At 73.8% G+C, this 16,448-nt stretch carries 14 protein-coding genes; 6 read left to right on the forward strand and 8 right to left on the reverse strand.

The window, feature by feature from the left end; translation table 11 throughout:
* Window positions 1–40 precede the first annotated feature (40 nt).
* A complete protein-coding gene (locus ACIO92_RS15175; protein WP_402281513.1) occupies window positions 41–1,186 on the forward strand; it encodes a LuxR C-terminal-related transcriptional regulator in 1,146 nt (381 codons plus the stop codon).
* 117 nt (window positions 1,187–1,303) lie between these two features.
* Window positions 1,304–2,356, forward strand: coding sequence for a helix-turn-helix transcriptional regulator (locus tag ACIO92_RS15180; RefSeq protein WP_366439884.1), 1,053 nt, complete (start codon window positions 1,304–1,306; stop codon window positions 2,354–2,356).
* 120 nt (window positions 2,357–2,476) lie between these two features.
* Here the strand turns inward: ACIO92_RS15180 and ACIO92_RS15185 are convergent, their stop codons facing one another.
* Together ACIO92_RS15185 and mshA are read right to left on the reverse strand one after the other, a co-directional pair.
* A complete protein-coding gene (locus tag ACIO92_RS15185; RefSeq protein WP_366439885.1) occupies window positions 2,477–2,677 on the reverse strand; it encodes a hypothetical protein in 201 nt (66 codons plus the stop codon).
* Between the two features lie 216 nt (window positions 2,678–2,893).
* Entirely contained in the window at window positions 2,894–4,279 is a 1,386-nt protein-coding gene (gene mshA, locus ACIO92_RS15190) for a D-inositol-3-phosphate glycosyltransferase (RefSeq protein WP_401236396.1), read from the reverse strand.
* A gap of 26 nt (window positions 4,280–4,305) precedes the next feature.
* On the opposite strand from mshA, the gene ACIO92_RS15195 reads away from it, so the two are divergent.
* Window positions 4,306–4,554, forward strand: coding sequence for a hypothetical protein (locus ACIO92_RS15195; RefSeq protein ID WP_402281516.1), 249 nt, complete (start codon window positions 4,306–4,308; stop codon window positions 4,552–4,554).
* 81 nt (window positions 4,555–4,635) lie between these two features.
* Here ACIO92_RS15195 and ACIO92_RS15200 read toward each other — a convergent pair whose 3' ends face one another.
* From ACIO92_RS15200 to asnB, 4 genes are all read right to left on the reverse strand, one after another.
* Window positions 4,636–6,201, reverse strand: a complete 1,566-nt coding sequence (locus tag ACIO92_RS15200; protein ID WP_402281518.1) for a class I tRNA ligase family protein — start codon at window positions 6,199–6,201, stop codon at window positions 4,636–4,638.
* Between the two features lie 100 nt (window positions 6,202–6,301).
* Entirely contained in the window at window positions 6,302–7,048 is a 747-nt protein-coding gene (locus ACIO92_RS15205) for an SDR family oxidoreductase (protein ID WP_351780725.1), read from the reverse strand.
* Window positions 7,049–7,139: 91 nt separating this feature from the next.
* A complete protein-coding gene (locus ACIO92_RS15210) occupies window positions 7,140–8,498 on the reverse strand; it encodes a hypothetical protein (protein ID WP_402281520.1) in 1,359 nt (452 codons plus the stop codon).
* Window positions 8,499–8,574: 76 nt separating this feature from the next.
* Complete coding sequence (asnB, locus tag ACIO92_RS15215; protein ID WP_366439888.1) at window positions 8,575–10,383, reverse strand: asparagine synthase (glutamine-hydrolyzing); 1,809 nt, start codon at window positions 10,381–10,383, stop codon at window positions 8,575–8,577.
* 156 nt (window positions 10,384–10,539) lie between these two features.
* Between asnB and ACIO92_RS15220 the strand changes: the two genes are divergently transcribed.
* Together ACIO92_RS15220 and ACIO92_RS15225 are read left to right on the forward strand one after the other, a co-directional pair.
* On the forward strand, window positions 10,540–11,304 hold the full coding sequence (locus ACIO92_RS15220) for a PIG-L deacetylase family protein (protein ID WP_366439889.1): 765 nt from the start codon (window positions 10,540–10,542) through the stop codon (window positions 11,302–11,304).
* Between the two features lie 190 nt (window positions 11,305–11,494).
* Window positions 11,495–12,544, forward strand: coding sequence for a hypothetical protein (locus tag ACIO92_RS15225; protein WP_402281523.1), 1,050 nt, complete (start codon window positions 11,495–11,497; stop codon window positions 12,542–12,544).
* A gap of 127 nt (window positions 12,545–12,671) precedes the next feature.
* On the opposite strand, the gene ACIO92_RS15230 is transcribed toward ACIO92_RS15225, so the two are convergent.
* Window positions 12,672–14,192 (reverse strand): glycosyl hydrolase family 18 protein, encoded by a 1,521-nt coding sequence (locus ACIO92_RS15230; protein ID WP_402281580.1) that lies wholly within the window; start codon window positions 14,190–14,192, stop codon window positions 12,672–12,674.
* A gap of 701 nt (window positions 14,193–14,893) precedes the next feature.
* Between ACIO92_RS15230 and ACIO92_RS15235 the strand changes: the two genes are divergently transcribed.
* Window positions 14,894–15,388, forward strand: a complete 495-nt coding sequence (locus tag ACIO92_RS15235; RefSeq protein WP_366439891.1) for an RICIN domain-containing protein — start codon at window positions 14,894–14,896, stop codon at window positions 15,386–15,388.
* A gap of 26 nt (window positions 15,389–15,414) precedes the next feature.
* On the opposite strand, the gene ACIO92_RS15240 is transcribed toward ACIO92_RS15235, so the two are convergent.
* Window positions 15,415–16,407 (reverse strand): hypothetical protein, encoded by a 993-nt coding sequence (locus ACIO92_RS15240; RefSeq protein ID WP_402281525.1) that lies wholly within the window; start codon window positions 16,405–16,407, stop codon window positions 15,415–15,417.
* Window positions 16,408–16,448 lie beyond the last annotated feature (41 nt).

Here is a 16,448-nt window from a genome sequence, read left to right on the forward strand (position 1 = left end):
CAACAGGGTCCGCCGGGATCCGAGGGGAGTCTGCTGCGCCGTGTCAAGAAACGCCGCCGTGTCCCGGGTGGGCAGCGAGCAGGCCCTCGCCGTGTACCAGGAGCTCCGTTGCCGCCCGGACGCCACGTTCGACGAGGTCGCGGACCGGCTTGAGCTGTCCGCCGACGAGCGCGACCGCTGCCGGGGGGAACTCACCTCCTTAGGCCTCACCGAACCGCGCCCGCACGCGCCGCCCGGCCCTTCCGACGAGGGGCCCCCGGGCGTCGGAGGCGTGGTGACCACCGGGTGCGACCAGCCCGTTCTCGGCGACGGGAGCTCCGGGACGGACACCGCCCGAGCGGCGGGCGGGACCGGGGAGTACGCCGTCGTGGAACCCGATGTCGCACTGCTGCGGCTGCTGCGCCGGGAGCGCGACCGGCTCCAGGACCGGCTGGCGGCGGCGAGCCGGGCGCACACCGCGCTCGAAACCCTTGCCGGACCGTTTCTGCGGGCCGGGGCCGCGCCCTGTTCCGAGGTCGAGGTCGAGATCGTCACCGATCCGCAGCGGGTGCTGCGGGAGCTGACGGAGCTGACCGCTTCCGTCCGCGGCGCCGTCCATGTGATGCACACCGGATCGGTGCGCCGCGAGGACATGGCCGCCGAGCTGGAGCGGGACCGCTCGCGGGCGGCCCGGGGGGTGCGGGTGCGCGCCATGTACAGCCGCCGGGTCGGCACCGTACCGGAGATGACCCAGCACCTGGAGGAGCGCGCCGCCCTCGGGGTGGAGCTGCGGCTCTCGCCGGTCGTCCCGATGAACATGGTCCTCGCGGACGAGAACTTCGCGCTGCTGCCGACGGATCCGCACGATCCGCGGTCGCCCACCATCCTGGCCCGGGGGCCGGGACTGGTCCGCTCGTACCTCGCGCTGTACGAGTACTGCTGGCAGGCGGCCACCCGCTACGGCGAGGAGCCGGGCGAGACCGGCGGCGACGGACTGTCCGGCCAGCAGCGCGCGGCGCTCCAGATGCTGGCGTCCGGCATCAAGGACGAGCAGATCGCGCGCAGTCTCGGGGTGTCGCTGCGGACCGTCAGCCGGCTGCTCTCCGAGGTCATGCAGGAACTGGGTGCGGCGAGCCGCTTCGAAGCCGGGGTGAAAGCGGCCCGGCTCGGCCTCCTGGACGGCGAAGGGTCCGAACAGGGGGCCTAGTAAGAGGAGTTCGTTTTGCTTCACGGTAGGTGCAGACAACGCACGACGGACTCCCGCCGAGCCGTATGACAGGGTGAGGGCGGGGGCGACTCGGAGGATGAGGGGGGTCACTTCGCCATGGGCACCGCGGGAGACCACAGGGGGGACGGCACGACCGACGTCCTGCTGACCGTGTACCAGGAACTGCGCCGCCGGGGCGTCTCGGACTTCGAGGAGGTCCGGGGTGAGCTGGGGCTCGCGGCGGAGGAGTACGAGCGATGTCGCCGCGAGCTGCTGGAGCTGGGCCTCATCGTGCCCACGGGGCAGGCGCACGCCACCGTGTCGGCTGTGGCGGACGGCAGTTGGCGCTCCGAGACGGACACGGTCGCGGCGATCGATCCGGAGATCGCGCTGCTGCGGCTCCTGGAGCGGGAGCGGGAGCGGCTGCGGGAGCACCTGGCGGAGGCGGACGAGGCGTACAGCACGCTGGAGATCCTGGCGGGGTCCTATCTGCGGGCGGAGGCGCTGACCCGGGCGGAGGCGCACGTGGAGGCGCTGACCGACTACCGCAGGATCCAGCAGGCCATCGAGGACATCACCGATGTGATGCAGGAGAGTTCGGCGGCGATGCACCCGGGGTTGCCGGGGCGGCAGAACCCGGAGCGGATGCTGGACCGGGACCGGCGGCAGATCGCCAACGGGGTGCGCGTCCGCGCCGTCTACGGCCGGCAGGAGGCCACGGACCCGTACATGGAGAAGTTCCTGGGGCTGCGGGCGGAGGTCGGGGTGGAGATCAGGCTGGCCCCGGTGGTGCCGATGAACATGATCATCGCGGACCAGCAGTTCGCCCTGGTGCCGATCCGGCCGGACGATCCGGGCGAGGGCGCGATCCTGGCGCGGGGCAGTGCGCTGGTGCGGCCGTATCTGAGCCTGTACGAGCACTGCTGGCACACGGCGACGCCGTACGGGAACGAGGCGACGGCGGAGGCGGGCGGCGACGGGCTCTCGGAGCAGCAGCGGGCGGCCCTGCACATGCTGGCGTCGGGGATGAAGGACGAGCGGATCGCGCGGACGCTGGGGGTGTCGCTGCGGACGGTCAGCCGGATGATCTCGGAGCTGATGCAGGAGCTGGGGGCGACGAGCCGTTTCGAGGCGGGGGCGCGCGCGGTGCGGCTCGGCTGGCTGGACTGAGCCTCCGGAATTCCCGGGCGGAGAAATACGCGGGGAATTGCCGAGGCCCCACAATCGTGGCAGCGATTGCGGGGCCTGGGGGGGGCACGAATTACCGGGGCAATGACCGGTGGTGGTAGGTCAGTTGGTCGGGGTCGGCTTCGGGGGGACGACCGGCCAGCCGTTGTCCTCGGCGACGCCCGCGTAGGTCTGGGGGGCGACGGGGGCGCTGCCCGAGTCGAGGGCGAAGGCGGCGCCGCCCGCGACGGCGGTACAGGCGACCATGGAGACCAGCAGCTGACGGACGGCCTTGCGGATTCCGGTGTTCTGCGCAACGGACATGATTCCTCCAGGATTTGGAATGTCGAATTCTCTTCTGGGGGCCCGTGCCGCCGGGCGTTCCCTGAAGACATCTCTATTCTGTCCCGGCGTTCGAATCGAATCCAGGGATCCTCTCTGCGTGGACCCGCCATGGCGTGGATGCGTCAATCTGCCTTCTCCACAACGGAATTGACCGATCCGGAGCGCGCCATATCTTTGGTTCGACCAAAAGAGATGCTAGACTTGTGCTACGGCCTTCTCGTTCCTCCAGGAGAGAGGGGCCGCCGGGGCAGGGGCGTGCCGCCGCCCCTGCCCCACCACCCCGGGAAGGACCGGCCGGCGCGTCTCCGCGAGCGCGGCCCGGTACACCTCCACGGTCCGTGCGGCCGACGCGCGCCAGCTCATCCCGCGCGCGTGGCCGACCGCCGCCGCCCCCATGGTCACGGTCACCTCCGGGTGCTCCGCGAGCCACCGCAGCCGCCGGGCGTACTCCACCGGGTCGTGGCCGTGCACGAGCAGGCCCGTCACCCCGTCCCAGACCGCCGTCGGCAGCCCGCCGACCGCCGCCGCGAGCACCGGGGTCCCGCAGGCCTGCGCCTCCAGGGCCACCAGTCCGAACGACTCGCTGCGCGAGGGCACCACCAGGACGTCCGCCGCCCGGTACCAGTCCGCCAGGACGTGCTGGGCCACCGGCGGACAGAGCCGCAGCACATCGGTCACGCCCAGCTCGCGGGCCAGCTGCCACGCGGTGCCCTCCCGGGTCGCGCCCGAGTGGCCGCCGATCACCGGCACGAGGAGCCCGCGGCGCAGGTGCGGTGCCTCGGCCAGCAGTTCGGCGACGGCCCGTACCAGCACGTCCGGGCCCTTCAGCGGCTGTATGCGGCCCGCGTAGAGCGGGACGAACGCGTCGGCGGGGAGTCCCAGCCGGGCGCGGGCCGCCGCCCGGCCGTCCGCCGGGTGGAAGGTCCGCAGATCGACCCCGGGCCGGACCACCTCGGTGCGGGGCTCCTCCGCCCCGTAGAGGTCGCGCAGCGCCTCCGCCTCGTCGGCGCAGTTGGCGATCAGCCGGTCGGCGGCGGCCACCACCTGGTGCTCGCCCAGGACCCGCAGTTCCGGCTCGGGGGTGTCACCGGCGGCCAGCGAGGCGTTCTTCACCCGGGCCAGGGTGTGGGCGGTGTGCACCAGCGGGACGCGCCAGCCGACCGAGGCGATGCGGCCCGCCTGCCCGGAGAGCCAGTAGTGCGAGTGGACCAGGTCGTAGCGGCGTTCCTCCTTGAGGAGCGCGAGCGAGAACGGCACCACCAGGTCGGGCATGGCCTCCTTGGGCAGCGGCTCGCGGGGACCGGCGTTCAGGTGCAGGACCTCCACGCCGGGGGCGAGTGCGACCCGGGGGGCGTGGCCCTCGCCCCGGCAGCGGGTGAAGAGGTCGATCTCGGCGCCCTGTTCGGCCAGGGCTCGGGCCAGCTCGACCATGTAGACGTTCATCCCGCCCGCGTCCCCCGTCCCGGGCTGGTGGAGCGGGGAGGTGTGGACGCTGAGCATGGCGACGCGCAGGGACACGAGGGGCTCCTGGGGAGAGGGGCCGCGGGTGTCCCCGCGCGTCGCTCGCGCGCGCACGGACACACGCGGCGGGGAAGGGGAACGGTCTGATGCGATCTTCTTCGTTCTGGCTCTTCTTCAGTTCCGGTCTTTTTTCAGTTCTGGGCTTCCACGTTCCGGCTCTTCGCTCGGGCTCTTCTTCGCTCCGGGCTTCTTCGCTCCGGCTCTTCTTCGTGCCGGGCTTCTTCGTGCCGGGCTTCTTCGTGCCGGGCTTCTTCGTGCCGGGCTTCTTCGTGCCGGGCCCGTTCTTCGGATTTCGCTCGTCCGGATCCCGGCGGCATCCCGGTAGCCTTGTCTGATCGCGCACGCGGACACCCTTCGCCCGGATGTCCGCGTATGTACTTAGTGGATTAGTAGTTGAGGGCCGTCGGAGGGGCCGGTCAGAAGCCGAAGACCGGACCCGACGGCGGTTCGAGCCGGGCCCCCGGCAGGGGCGCGGTCAGGGCGTGCCAGTCGACCGGACGTCCCGGCGCCACCTGGAGCGCCGCCGCCAGCCGGTCGGAACCCTCCGGCATCACCGGCCGCGCCCACGCCGACAGGGCCGAGGCCACCGCCAACTGGGCGGCGAGCGCGGGCAGATGACGGCAGGAGGTGCTGGGGCGGCAGCGCTCATGGGCGTTGACGTACCCGAAGTCGGCCACCGACCGGACCATCTCGTCCAGGACCGCCACCGCCCGGCGCGGGTCGAACGCGTCGGGGCCGTACGCCTCGCGCAGATCGTCCACTGCCCGGTGCAGCCGCCGCTCCAGGATCTCCCAGCCGGTGCCGCCGGGCAGTGCCTGCGGCGCGAGTCCGGCGCACTCCTCCCGCACGGCGGCGAAGAGCCGGGCCAGCCAGCTGTTCCAGTTCTCGTCCAGCTCCTGTCTGGCCGCCGCCAGGCGCTCCCGCTGGAAGACCGTGCGGCGGCCCAGCGGGCGGGCCTGGAGGACGTGCCTGCGCAGGGTGTCGGAGCCGTACTCGGTGAGCAGGTCCAGCGCCCAGACGTTGCCCTCCCGGACGCCTTCCTCGATGACGTACGACTCGTTCACGTTGAAGTCCTGCGGCAGCTTCACGTCCTGCGCGAGCAGCAGCACCGGCAGCAGCACGGCGTGGCAGAAGGCGTGTCCGAAGCCGCAGAAGTGGATGGCGCGGCGGGGCAGCGGACCGGTCACGTCGTAGCCGAAGAGGTGCATCGCCGCCGCCTCGAAGCAGCCGTCGATCCGGTGCTCGGGGAAGCCCTCGACCGGGACCGGCAGGCCCCAGTCGGCGGGGTGGCCGACCGCGATGTCCGGCAGCCCGTCCTCGACGAGCGACTCGCACAGCGCCGCGAGCCGGGGCGGCAGGCCCGCCGTCGCCCAGTAGTCCGCGAGCGTCTCCCGGAACGGCTCCAGGGGCACGTACAGCCTGCGGCAGCGGCGGGCCACCGCCGGGGTGTCGCAGAGCGCGCAGCGGGCCGCGATCAGGTCGCCGCCGTCGTTGGGGCGGGCGCACTCGTGGCACATGCCGCCGTCGCTGGCCGCCCCGCAGTGCGGACAGGTGCCGGTGGCGTGGGCCCCGTGCAGCCAGCGGTCGCACGGCTCGCAGTACGGCAGCAGCCGGGTGCGCGGGGCGATCACGCCCTGCGCGTACAGCCGGCCGAAGAGGTCCTGCACCCAGCGGCCGTAGCCCTTGTCGCTGCGCGGGCGCACGATGTGGTCGAACTCCACGCCGGACCGCAGCCAGTCGGCGGTGATCGCGGCCCGGTAGCCCTCCGCGACCTCCTCCGGCTTGCGGTGGTGGCGCAGCGCCCGGACCTCGACGGAGCTGGCGTGGTCGGCGGTGCCGGTGGTGAACCGCACCGCCTCGCCCTCGGCGCGCAGATAGCGGGTGAGGACGTCGGCGGCGACGTACGGCCCCGCGAGGTGGCCGATGTGCAGCTCGCCGTGGGTGGCGGGAGGGGTCGCGGTGATCCAGACGGGGGTGCTCATGGGACCTCCTTGACGCTGTGGTGCGGTGGGCTTCAGCGGTCGCGGTCGGCGGAGCGCTGTCGGCGCAGGGCGGCCAGCGGGGTCGGGTCGGCGGGGCGGGTCAGCGGGGCTCGAAGTGGAAGGACCGGATGAAGCAGTCGCGCGGCTGCTCGACCGCGTAGACGATGCATTCGAAGAGGGCCTGCGTCGTCAGTTTCTCGTCGGGTGCTATGCCGTCCGGGTTCGATCCGTCCCATTCCGCGAAGCGCGGGTCGGAGATGGAGAAGTCGGGCGGGAAGAGGGAGAAGACGCGGACTCCGGACGGCCGCAGGCGGCGCGAGAGGATGTCGGCGAATCCCGCCTGGGCGCTCTTCGCCGCCCAGAAGGCCTCGTGCGCGGCGCCCGCGGTCGCCGCGGAGGCGCCCTCGGCGTCGCGGACGGCGACCATGTTGACGATGTCGGGCCGCAGCGAGCCGCGCAGCAGCGGCAGGAAGTGCTTCACCATGAGGACCGTGCCGCCGGCCGTCGACTCGATCGTCTCGACGATCTCGGCGTCGCTGGCCGCCTCCAGGTCCATGCCGTCGAGCCAGCGGGCCCCGTTGTTCACCAACAGGTCGACGCGGTCGGTGTGTTCGGAGACCCGGGAGGCGAACTCCCTGATCTCGGACGGCTTGCTGAGGTCACAGCCGAAGGCGTGGATGCGGTCGCGGGCGGAACCCATGACCTCCGCGCGGGTGCGTTCGGCGGCCTCGACGGTACGTGCCGAGACGTACACCTCGGCGCCGAGATGGGCGAATCCGACGGCGAGCGCGCGACCGAAATAGCGGGACGCTCCGGTCACGACGACACGCAGATTCTCGAATTTCATGTGTGTCTGCTCTCCCCACGGATACCGATTGCCGGTCCCGTTCAGCGTGGCAGAGGGAGACGGCCGCGCACCTGGTGAGAGGGGTGCGCGTTCACGCCGTTGCGTGGACACGCCAGGGCAGTTCGAGACTGTCGAGCACGTCCGCGCGCTTGTGGTGCACCCCCACCCGGTCGGGTCCCGCCGTCACCGTGACCGGCCCGCCGGGGGTGTGGACGGGACCGTGGACCGGCGGTACGACCGTGCCGTCGAGGGCCCCGGCGGCGGCGAGCGCGGCGGCGCCCGTGAGGGCGAGCCGGGGGTGCCAGCCGCCGACGGTCAGGGCCCGTACGGACAGCCCGCCGGGTCCCGCGCCGAAGGCGGCGATCTTGGGGAGCGCGGAGCGCGGCGGGTGCCCGAGGAGCCGGGCGGCCTCGGCGCGCAGCACGAGCAGCCGGTCCCGCAGGGCGTCGTCGCCCCGGTGCGCGGCCAGGTGCCGGACGTCGACGAAGACGTACGGGTTGCCGTACGACACGAGGGAGACGGGCGTCCCGTCGAGCACGTCGACGGGACGCCCGCTGGGCAGCCCGCCGGGCGCGCCGGGGGGCCGCAGGAAGTGCAGGGTGTACGGGGGCGAGGGGGCGGTGCCGGGGGTGCGCGGCGGTACGGGCGGGGGTCCGGGGGCGTACGGCGGCGCGGGCGGGGGTCCGGAGGCGGCGTGCGGCGGTACGGGGCCTGGTTCCGGTGTGCAGAGGACCGTGTCGCCGGTGGTGACCGCGCGGACGGTGACGGGCCCGGGGCGGCCCTCGGCGACCACGCAGGCGAGGAGGGAGTGTCCGCAGCCGGTGCGGAAGTCGAACCGGCCGTCCGGGAGCGCCTGGACGAACCGGTAGTCGAGGTCGCGCCCGGGGCGGGCGGCGGGGCCGTACAGGGCGATCTTGTTGAGCCGTGCGTACGGCGTCCCGGCGAGCGCCCGGCGCAGTCGGGCCAGTTCGCCCCCGAGCGCGAGGGCCCCGGCGGGCAGTTGGTCGAGCCGCACGACGAGCGTGGGCCCGGGGGCGTCGCGCGCCCGGACGACGGTGGCCCGGACGGTGGTGGTCCGGACGACGGTGGCCTGGGCGGTGGTGGTCCGGACGGCTCCGGGGCGGCACGGGTTCCGGCGGGGGCCGTGGGGCGTCCGGAGGGGCCGGGCGGGGGGCGCGCCGGACGCCTTGCCGGGCGCCGCGTCCGGCTCCGGGGGGTCCCGGGGCGGGGGCGGGGCGCCCTGCGGCGGGGCGGCGGCCGTCCCGCCGCCGGGCTGGGGCCGGGCTCCCCCGGTGGGCGCCCTGTTCCGGCCCGGGGCCTTCGGTGCGGCGGGCCCGGCGGCGGGCCGGGCCGTGGTGCCGAGGCCGGACGCGGGGCCGGGGGCGGACGCGGGGCCGGGGCCCGACACCGGCCCGGACGCGGGGCCCGACGCGGTCGCGGGTCCGGACACCGGCCCGGACACCGGCCCGGACACCGGCCCGGACACCGGCCCGGACGCGGGGCCGGACGCGGGGCCGGGCCGGTGGTCAGGCCGCACAGCCGACCGGGATGCGCATTCCCTGGACCACCTCCGTCCACAGCTCGTGGACGGCGAGGGCCCACAGGGCCTGCGCGTCGTGGCGCGAGGGGCGTTCGAGCTGACGGGCGAGGAGCTTCTGGACGCGGTCCGCGCGGACCTTCCCGCCGAGGACGAGCCTGGCCGGGGAGAGGAGTTCACGGACGGTCTCCAGGAGCGGGCTGCCGGGCGTGAGCATCGCCGCGACCGGCAGCGTGAAGGGCTGCTTGGGGCGCCGCAGCACCGTGGCGGGCAGCAGTTCGGCCCCCGCCTCGTACAGCGCGCGCTTGCCCGTCCGCGCCTCCGCCGGAAGTCCGCGGGCGTGCGCCACGACGGACGGCTGGCAGAACGGCAGGCGCGCCTCCACGGCCCAGGCCATGGACAGGTGGTCGACCCGCCGCAGGTGGTACGCGGGGAGCCGCCAGCGGGTCTCGAAGGCCGTCATGGCGGTGAGCCGGTCCTCGCCGACGGCCTCGGCGGAGCGCAGTTCCTGCTCGATGCGGTCGGCAGCGGAGCCCTGATCGGCGATGTGGGCACGGTAGTTGGCGGTGTAGAGGTGCTCGCGGAGCAGCCGGGGGGCGGCGGACAGGGCGTCGGTGTAGAGCGCGGCCCAGTCGGACCCGGCGGGCGCGGCGAGCGCCTCCCGCATCCGGTCGTAGCCGCCGAAGAGTTCGTCGGCGCCGTCGCCGGTGAGGGCGACGGTGAAGCCGCTCTGGCGGACGGCGCGGAACAGCGCGTACGTGGAGAGGGTGATGGGGTCGGCGTTGGGCTGCCCCAGGTGGCGGACGGTCCGGGTGAGGAGGGAGCCGAGTTCGTCGGGGTCGACCACGACCTCGTGGTGGACGGTCCGGGTGCGGCGGGCGACGGAACGGGCGTACGCGGCCTCGGAGTCGGGCCACCGGCCCCGGTAGGTGAGGTGGAAGGTGTGCAGCGGCGGCGCGTCGGCCTCCCGGGCCTGCTCGGCGGCGAGCGCGGTGACGAGGCCGGAGTCGAGCCCGCCGCTGGTGATCGCGCAGACGGGCACCTCGGCCTGGGCGAGCCTGCGCACCTCGTGGCGCAGCACGTCCTGGGTGTCGCCGACGGGGGCGGCGGCCCGGTGGGGGCCCCGGCGGCGGACGACGGGTGCGGTGCCGGGCCGGACGAGGGCGGTGGCGCCGGGCGGCAGGACGCTGACGCCGTCGAGCGCGGTGTGGGCGGAGAAGGAGGTGCGGGTGGCGAGGACGGTGTCGAGGGAGTCCTCGCGGGGGGCGATGCGCACCCCTTCGAAGGCGAGGAGGGCGGGGATCTCGGAGGCGAAGCGGGTGGAGCCGTCGTAGGGGTCGTGGTGGAGGTGGAGCGGCTTCATGCCCATGTCGTCGACGGCCAGGACGAGTTGGGTGCTGCCGGGGCGCAGGTCGAGGACGGCGACGGCGAACATGCCGTCGATGTGTTCGGCGAAGGCGGGGCCGTACTCGGCGTAGAGCGCGGGGAGCACGGTGCCGTCGCAGCGGTCGGGGAAGCGGTGGCCGCGCGCGGCGAGGGTCCGGCGCAGCTCGACGTGGTTGTAGATCTCGCCGTTGAGCACGGCGAGGATGCCGGGGAGGTGGGGCAGCCGGTAGGGCTGCTGTCCGCCGCAGGGGTCGGTGACGGCGAGCCGGTCGCAGCCGAGGGACCAGCCGGGCCCGCTGAGCACCTGGTGTTCGTCGGGCCCGCCGTGGCGCTGGCGCGCGGAGACCGCCGCGAGCTGGGCCGGCTCGGGGCGGTCCGCCCCTGCGGCGAAGGAGCCGAGAACTCTGCACACGCCGATCGCCTCCTGATCCGAAGTCACTGCCTGTCATGACGCGTTGCACCCAATGATTTGAATCTACCAAGCTTTTGAATGGCGCGTAAGTGCCATGTCCAGTTCACGCCACGACGTGACCTTGCGACGCCCCCTCCGCCCCCACAGGCTGGCCCCATGAGGGACATGGAGGACCACGCGACGAGCGCCCTGGCGGACACGGCCCCCGACCGCGGCGCGCCGGAATCTCTGCTGGTCGTGGCCGCGCACCCGGACGACATCGAGTTCTGTGTCAGCGGCACGGTCATGCAGTGGATCGAGCGCGGCACCCGTGTCACGTACTGCATCGTCACGGACGGCGGCGCCGGTGGTTACGACGAACGGCTGCCCCGGCAGGCGATGGCGGACCTGCGCCGCGCCGAGCAGGTCCACTCCGCCAAGCTCAGCGGAGTCGCCGACGTCCGCTTCCTCGGCTACCCCGACAGCTTCGTCGAGGCGTCCGTCGGACTCCGCCGCGACCTGTGCCGGATCATCCGCGAGGTACGGCCGCAGCGGGCCATCATCCCCTCCCCCGAGATCAACTGGTCCCGGGTCGCCGACCTCCACCCCGACCACCGCGCCGTCGGCGACGCCTGTCTCCGCGCGATCTATCCCGAGGCCCGCAACCCCTTCGCGCACTCCGAACTCCTCAAGCACGAGGGGCTCAAGCCCTGGACGGTCCACGAGCTGTGGCTGATGACGGGGCCCACCCCCAACCAGTACGTGGACGTCACCCCCGTCTTCGAGCGCAAGGTCGAGGCGCTGCGCATCCACACCTCCCAGACCGCCCACTTCGACGACCTGGCGGGGCTGCTCCGCACCTGGCTCGGCGAGCACGCGACGGCGGGCGGACTGCCGCCGGGCCGGATGGCCGAGGCCTTCCAGATCGTGCACATCGACTGACGGGGCGCCGTGCGCGCGTGGGCCGCCCACCGCCGTGCGCCTCGGCCGGGTCCGTGCGCCTCGGGCCGTGGCCCGTGCGCTTCACGTGACTCCGGTACGCCCCCGGCGGGCCGCCGCGCGCCTTGTAGGGCGATCGGGCCCATGAGAGCGTGTGCGCCCGAATCGGCTTCTGCTGGGGGGAGTTCACTCGGTGACGATCGAGCGCACGCACGAGGAGCGGGCCCTGATGGACGAGCACGGCCTGCCCTGGCCCGCGGCGGACGAGGACGCCGCGAGCCGGGCGCGGAACAGTCTGCGCAGCTGCGCGGACCACCTCGCGGACGACTGCGCGGACACCGCCAAGGCCCTGCAAGGGCCGCTGTCCGGCGGGCGCGGGGAGGCGACGGACGCGCTCGCCGCGCACGGGGCCCGCGTCCGGGACCATTTCACCCGTACGAACGAGGCCACCGCCGTGATCGCCTCGGAGCTGCTGAACTGCGGTGACGCCATCGCCGTGCACAAGGACACGGCCCGCGACGTCGTCGCCCGCCTCGCCGCCGCCCTCCCGCCGCCCACCGCCGTGCCCGGAAGCATCCGGCCGCCGCTGGACGCGGCGCGGCGGAACGCCGTCGAGAACGCCCGCGCCGAACTCCGGTCGATCGAGGCGGAGGCCTTCGACGACTGTGGCGCCCGGTCGGCCGCCGCCCGCGCCGACCCGGCGGTGGCGGGCCTCCCGGACGTCCCGGCCGACCTGGCGGGCAGGCGCCGCGCGACCGGCGGCGGCACGGGCCCCGGCATCACGGGCGGGGCGGGGATCGTGGGCGGAGCCGTCGGGGGTGGTGGCCGAGCCGTCGGAAGCGGTGGCGCGGTCGTCGGTGCCGGGCGGCGGGCGCCCGACCGGCTGCCGGGCGAACTGCCGGGGTACGGGCCTCCGGTGGGCGCCCCGTGGAGTTTCCGCATCGACTTCCAGGAGCACGCGCGGGCGGCGACCCGGCTCTCCGAGATCGCCGACAGGATCTCCGGCCGGACCACGAACGCGCTGGCCCGCGCCGTGTACGACCTGGAGGAACTCCGGCGGAGCGGCTCGCTCGGCGCCTCGGCCGCCGCCGGGTTCGCCCCGCTCCTCGACGACCTCGACCGTGCCGTCCGCGCCCTGGGCCGCCATCTCGCCGGCCCCCTGCGCGACGCGGTCCGCGCCGCGGGGGAGGAACAGGATCGGACGGAGGACGACAACGGGAGTCGCTTCGGCCGACCGCGCTAGCCGCCCGTACGGCCACGGGTACGGGGGGTCGGCCCGGACCCGTAGGGGTGGTCCCGCCCCTACGGGCGGACCCGCCCCCGGGGCTTCCCGGGGGCGGGTCCGTTCGGTGTGTCGGCCGGGGGCCGGGTCAGCAGGCGCCGAGGTCCTGCCAGACGCCCCACTGGCCGGTGGTGCCGGGCTCCTCGCCCGTCGTCCACCACTTGGCCTTCCAGGTGTGGCCCTTGTACGAGACGGTCTGGCCGCCGGTGTAGACGGAGGAGGTCACCCACGGCCCGGCGGTGCACTGGGTGGCGCCGCCGGTGACGGTCAGGGTGAGGACCGCCGCGTGACCGGCCGAGGCGCTCGCCCCGTTGACGACGATCTGGTAGGTGCCGGAGACCGTGGTCGCGGCGGTGTTCACGGTGAGGGTCGAGGAGCCGCCCGCCGTCACCGAGGCGGGGCTGAGGGCGGCGGTGACCCCGGCGGGCAGACCGCTGACGGAGAGGTTCACCGTCTGGGCCGTACCCGCGGTGACGGCCGTACCGATGGTGGCCGTGGTGGAGCCGCCCGCCGTGACGGTCGCGGCGGCCGGGTTCGCGGTCACCGAGAAGTCGTCGGTGGGGGCGGTGGTGCCGCTGGTGAACGGCGCGAAGATGTGGGAGAAGTCCCAGGTGTTCTGCTGGATGCCCGAGCAGTTGTCGGCGGCGGCCCCGCCGGGGCAGCTGCCGTTGTCACGCTGGAGCGCCCAGAACGAGAGGGTGTTGATGCCCTTGGCGACGGCCCAGTCGTAGACCGTACGGGCGTTGGCGAGGGTGAAGGTCTCGGCGGGGCCGAAGTCGTCGACGCCGATCATCTCGGTGATGCCGACCATGCCCCAGAGCTGGGCGGGGGTCTTGGCGGGGTAGAGCTTGGCGAGCTGGTCGTAGAGGCCCTGGCCCGCGGTCTTGGTGTCGGCGGCCATGTCGTGGGCCGCGTTGTCGTAGTAGTCGAAGGTCATCATGTTGACGACGTCGACCTTGGCGCCGTTGGTCACGGCGTTCTTGAGCAGGGCGACCCCGTTGGCGGCGAGGCCCCGGGTCGTCGTCGGCAGGGTGTACGAGATCTCGATCTTGCGCCCGTTGGCGGCGGCCCAGTCCTGGAGGATCTTGACGGCCTTGTTGCGGCGGTCGATCCCGGCGGTGTTGTCGAGGGAGTCGACCTCGATGTCCATGTCGAGCCGGGTGATGTCGTAGGTCGTGATGACCTTCTGGTAGACGGCCGCGATCTGGTTGACGTCGGTGCAGCTGTCGGCGATCTCGGTGCCGGTGGTGTCGGCCGTGTACCCGCCGAAGGAGGGGATGACGTCGCCGCCGCGCGACTGGATGGTCCTGATGTCGGCGCCGAAGGAGGACTGGGCGACGGGGGTGCCGGTGTCGCCGTTCCAGTACGCGGTGCACGAGCCCTTGGTGGCGGTCTGGAGGAACGCCATGGTCAGGTGCTTGGCGCCCGACTGGGCGCTGAGGGCGGCGGGGCTCTCCCCGGTCCAGGCCTCGAAGTAGGGGGCGAAGACATGGGCGGGGAGCGGGGTGGCCGCCTGGGCGGGGGCGGCGGTGGTCGCGGCCAGGCCCAGGGCGGCGACGGCGGTCGCGGCGGCGGTGAGGGCGGAGCGGAGCGACCTCATGCGTCTCATCATGGCCATCCAATGACTGTGGGGGGGTGCGGGGGGGGTGCGGCAACGCCGTTGTCGCGCAAGGCTGTTGGGATACGGAAACCCCGGCCGCCGGGTCGCGTCAACGACTTGGGCGGCACTTGAACAAACCTTGGACTAGACCAATTTGGGCCATGGGTGCGTGGTGCATCCACCGGGGGCGGGCCCTGCCTCGCGCGTTGCGCCGCGCGCACGGGACTGGTCCAGTGAGCCACCCGTACGGCCCGGCGGGGACGGGACCGCAGCCCCGGCCCGGCGGGGACGGGACCGTGGACGGAAAGGGGCCCGGTCGGCACGGGGAACCGCCCTCCGCCCGGACGGCGGGTACGTGACGTTCGGCGGCGGCCGGGGAATCCACGACGACATCACCGCCGCGGGGAACCGTCCGTCCGGCCCTGGACGGGAAGAGGGCGGGGCCCGCGATCCGGCCGTGCGCGGGCGTCGCCGCGGGAACCCGGAGCGCGCCGGGCGGGGCGAGGGCTTCTTCACGGCCGGTCTTCACGCGTTTCGGGCCAATGGCGGGCCGTCGGTCACCGGAGAGATTGATCAGGTACATGATAAGTGGATCGATGGCCGACGGGTCGCGGCCGACGACCGGCGGTCCGGGGTCCCGCCCGCCGGTCCGACACCGTCCGCGCCCCCGTTCCGGCCGTATCCGGTCCACCACCACCCGAGGGAGAGACATGAACGTACGCGTCGGCAAGGGAAGCATGGCGCTGGCCGCCGGAGCGGTCCTGCTCGTCGGCGGCGCCACCGCGCCGTCCGCCGGTGCCGCGGCGGCGTCGGGCCCGTTCACCTGGGTCAACGGCAACTCGGGCAAGTGCCTGGAGATCCGGGGCGATTCCACGGCCAACGGGGCCCTCGCCAACCAGTGGGACTGCAACGGCTCGAACACCCAGCTCTGGTACAGCTCCGATCTCAACGGCTGGGGCACCCTGGTCAACGCGAACTCGGGCAAGTGCCTGGAGATCCGCGGGGACTCCACGGCCAACGGCGCCACCGCCAACCAGTGGGACTGCAACGGGTCCAACACCCAGCTCTGGTACTGGACTTCGTCGAACACCCTGATCAACGGGAACTCCTGGAAGTGTCTGGAGATCCGCGGGGACTCCACCGCGAACGGCGCCACCGCCAACCAGTGGGACTGCAACGGGTCCAACACCCAGCTCTGGCACTGAGCGCGCCGGGCCCCGGGCCCCGGGCCTCAGGCCCGGCGGGGCGCGCGCCCCGTGACGCGGTCGCTCAGGCGCAGGACCGCGATGTCGATCTGGCCGTGGCCGTCCTCCCAGCCCGCGACGGGAGTGCAGCCCAGCTCGTGCAGGACTCCCGGCACGAGGCCCTCCTCGGTGACCGTCACCATGCCGACGTCGCCGTCGGAGCGGAAGTGGCCGAGGTGGGTGCGGAGTCCGTCGTGCGCGACGGCGGCGAGCTCCTCCGCTCCCTCCTCGTCCGGCTCCGTCCCGAAGTCGATCAGGTCCTCGGGACGGTCGCCGGTGACGAGGGCCGCCTTCAGGGCGCCCAGGAGGCTGCCGTCGGAGACGAGCACCGCGTGGTACACGGTCCACGTGCCCGCGTGGGCGGGGTCGGCGAGGTCCACGGCGTGCGCGGCGAGCAGCGGGGCCAGATCGGCGCCCCGGACCATCCCGTGCCCGATCTCGACGGCGGCGAGGGCCTCGGCCAGCTCCGGCGGCAGCGCCGTCCTGGCGCAGGAGAGGGCCGGGAACTCGAAGAGCGAGCGGCTCGCGTCGAAGGCGGGGACCTTGTCGCCCTCGCCGAACAAGGGGCAGTCCCACACGACCGGTTCGGCGCCGCTCAGGGCCTCCGGACGCACCCAGGCGAGGTCCTGCCGGAAGTCGGTCTCGTACATGAGGTTGCCGCCGATCCCGGCGGCGTAGACCGCGTCGGTGCCGTACTCCTCCAGGGGGCGGCCTATCAGGGCGGCGAAGCCCTCGGCGAGGAGCCGGTCCCAGCCGGGGTCGTTGCCCGGCTCACCGCCGGGACCGGACCCCGGACCGGAGCCGGGGACGAAACCCGGTTCACGGCCGAGGCCGACGCCCGGTTCACGGCCGAGGCCAGCGCCCGGGACGGCACCCGGGTCACTGCCCAGTCCACCGACCAGGTCACTGCCCAGTCCACCGACCGGGTCGCCGACCGAAAGGGCCTGTACGGAAGCGAAGTTGATCTGTTCGTTCGACATGGCGGCACTGTAGTGACCGCCTCCGACAACGGGCCCGGCCG

The sequence above is a fragment of the Streptomyces sp. NPDC087215 genome (assembly GCF_044744885.1).
Lineage (GTDB): Bacteria > Actinomycetota > Actinomycetes > Streptomycetales > Streptomycetaceae > Streptomyces.

What these genes read in the sequence shown, in the direction of transcription:
- ACIO92_RS15230 (WP_402281580.1), bottom strand. Translation starts at nt 14,192, where the DNA reads ATGAGACGCATGAGGTCGCTCCGCTCCGCCCTCACCGCCGCCGCGACC.
- ACIO92_RS15235 (WP_366439891.1), top strand. Translation starts at nt 14,894, where the DNA reads ATGAACGTACGCGTCGGCAAGGGAAGCATGGCGCTGGCCGCCGGAGCG.
- ACIO92_RS15185 (WP_366439885.1), bottom strand. Translation starts at nt 2,677, where the DNA reads ATGTCCGTTGCGCAGAACACCGGAATCCGCAAGGCCGTCCGTCAGCTG.
- ACIO92_RS15195 (WP_402281516.1), top strand. Translation starts at nt 4,306, where the DNA reads ATGCGATCTTCTTCGTTCTGGCTCTTCTTCAGTTCCGGTCTTTTTTCA.
- ACIO92_RS15180 (WP_366439884.1), top strand. Translation starts at nt 1,304, where the DNA reads ATGGGCACCGCGGGAGACCACAGGGGGGACGGCACGACCGACGTCCTG.
- ACIO92_RS15220 (WP_366439889.1), top strand. Translation starts at nt 10,540, where the DNA reads ATGAGGGACATGGAGGACCACGCGACGAGCGCCCTGGCGGACACGGCC.
- ACIO92_RS15240 (WP_402281525.1), bottom strand. Translation starts at nt 16,407, where the DNA reads ATGTCGAACGAACAGATCAACTTCGCTTCCGTACAGGCCCTTTCGGTC.
- ACIO92_RS15205 (WP_351780725.1), bottom strand. Translation starts at nt 7,048, where the DNA reads ATGAAATTCGAGAATCTGCGTGTCGTCGTGACCGGAGCGTCCCGCTAT.
- ACIO92_RS15200 (WP_402281518.1), bottom strand. Translation starts at nt 6,201, where the DNA reads ATGAGCACCCCCGTCTGGATCACCGCGACCCCTCCCGCCACCCACGGC.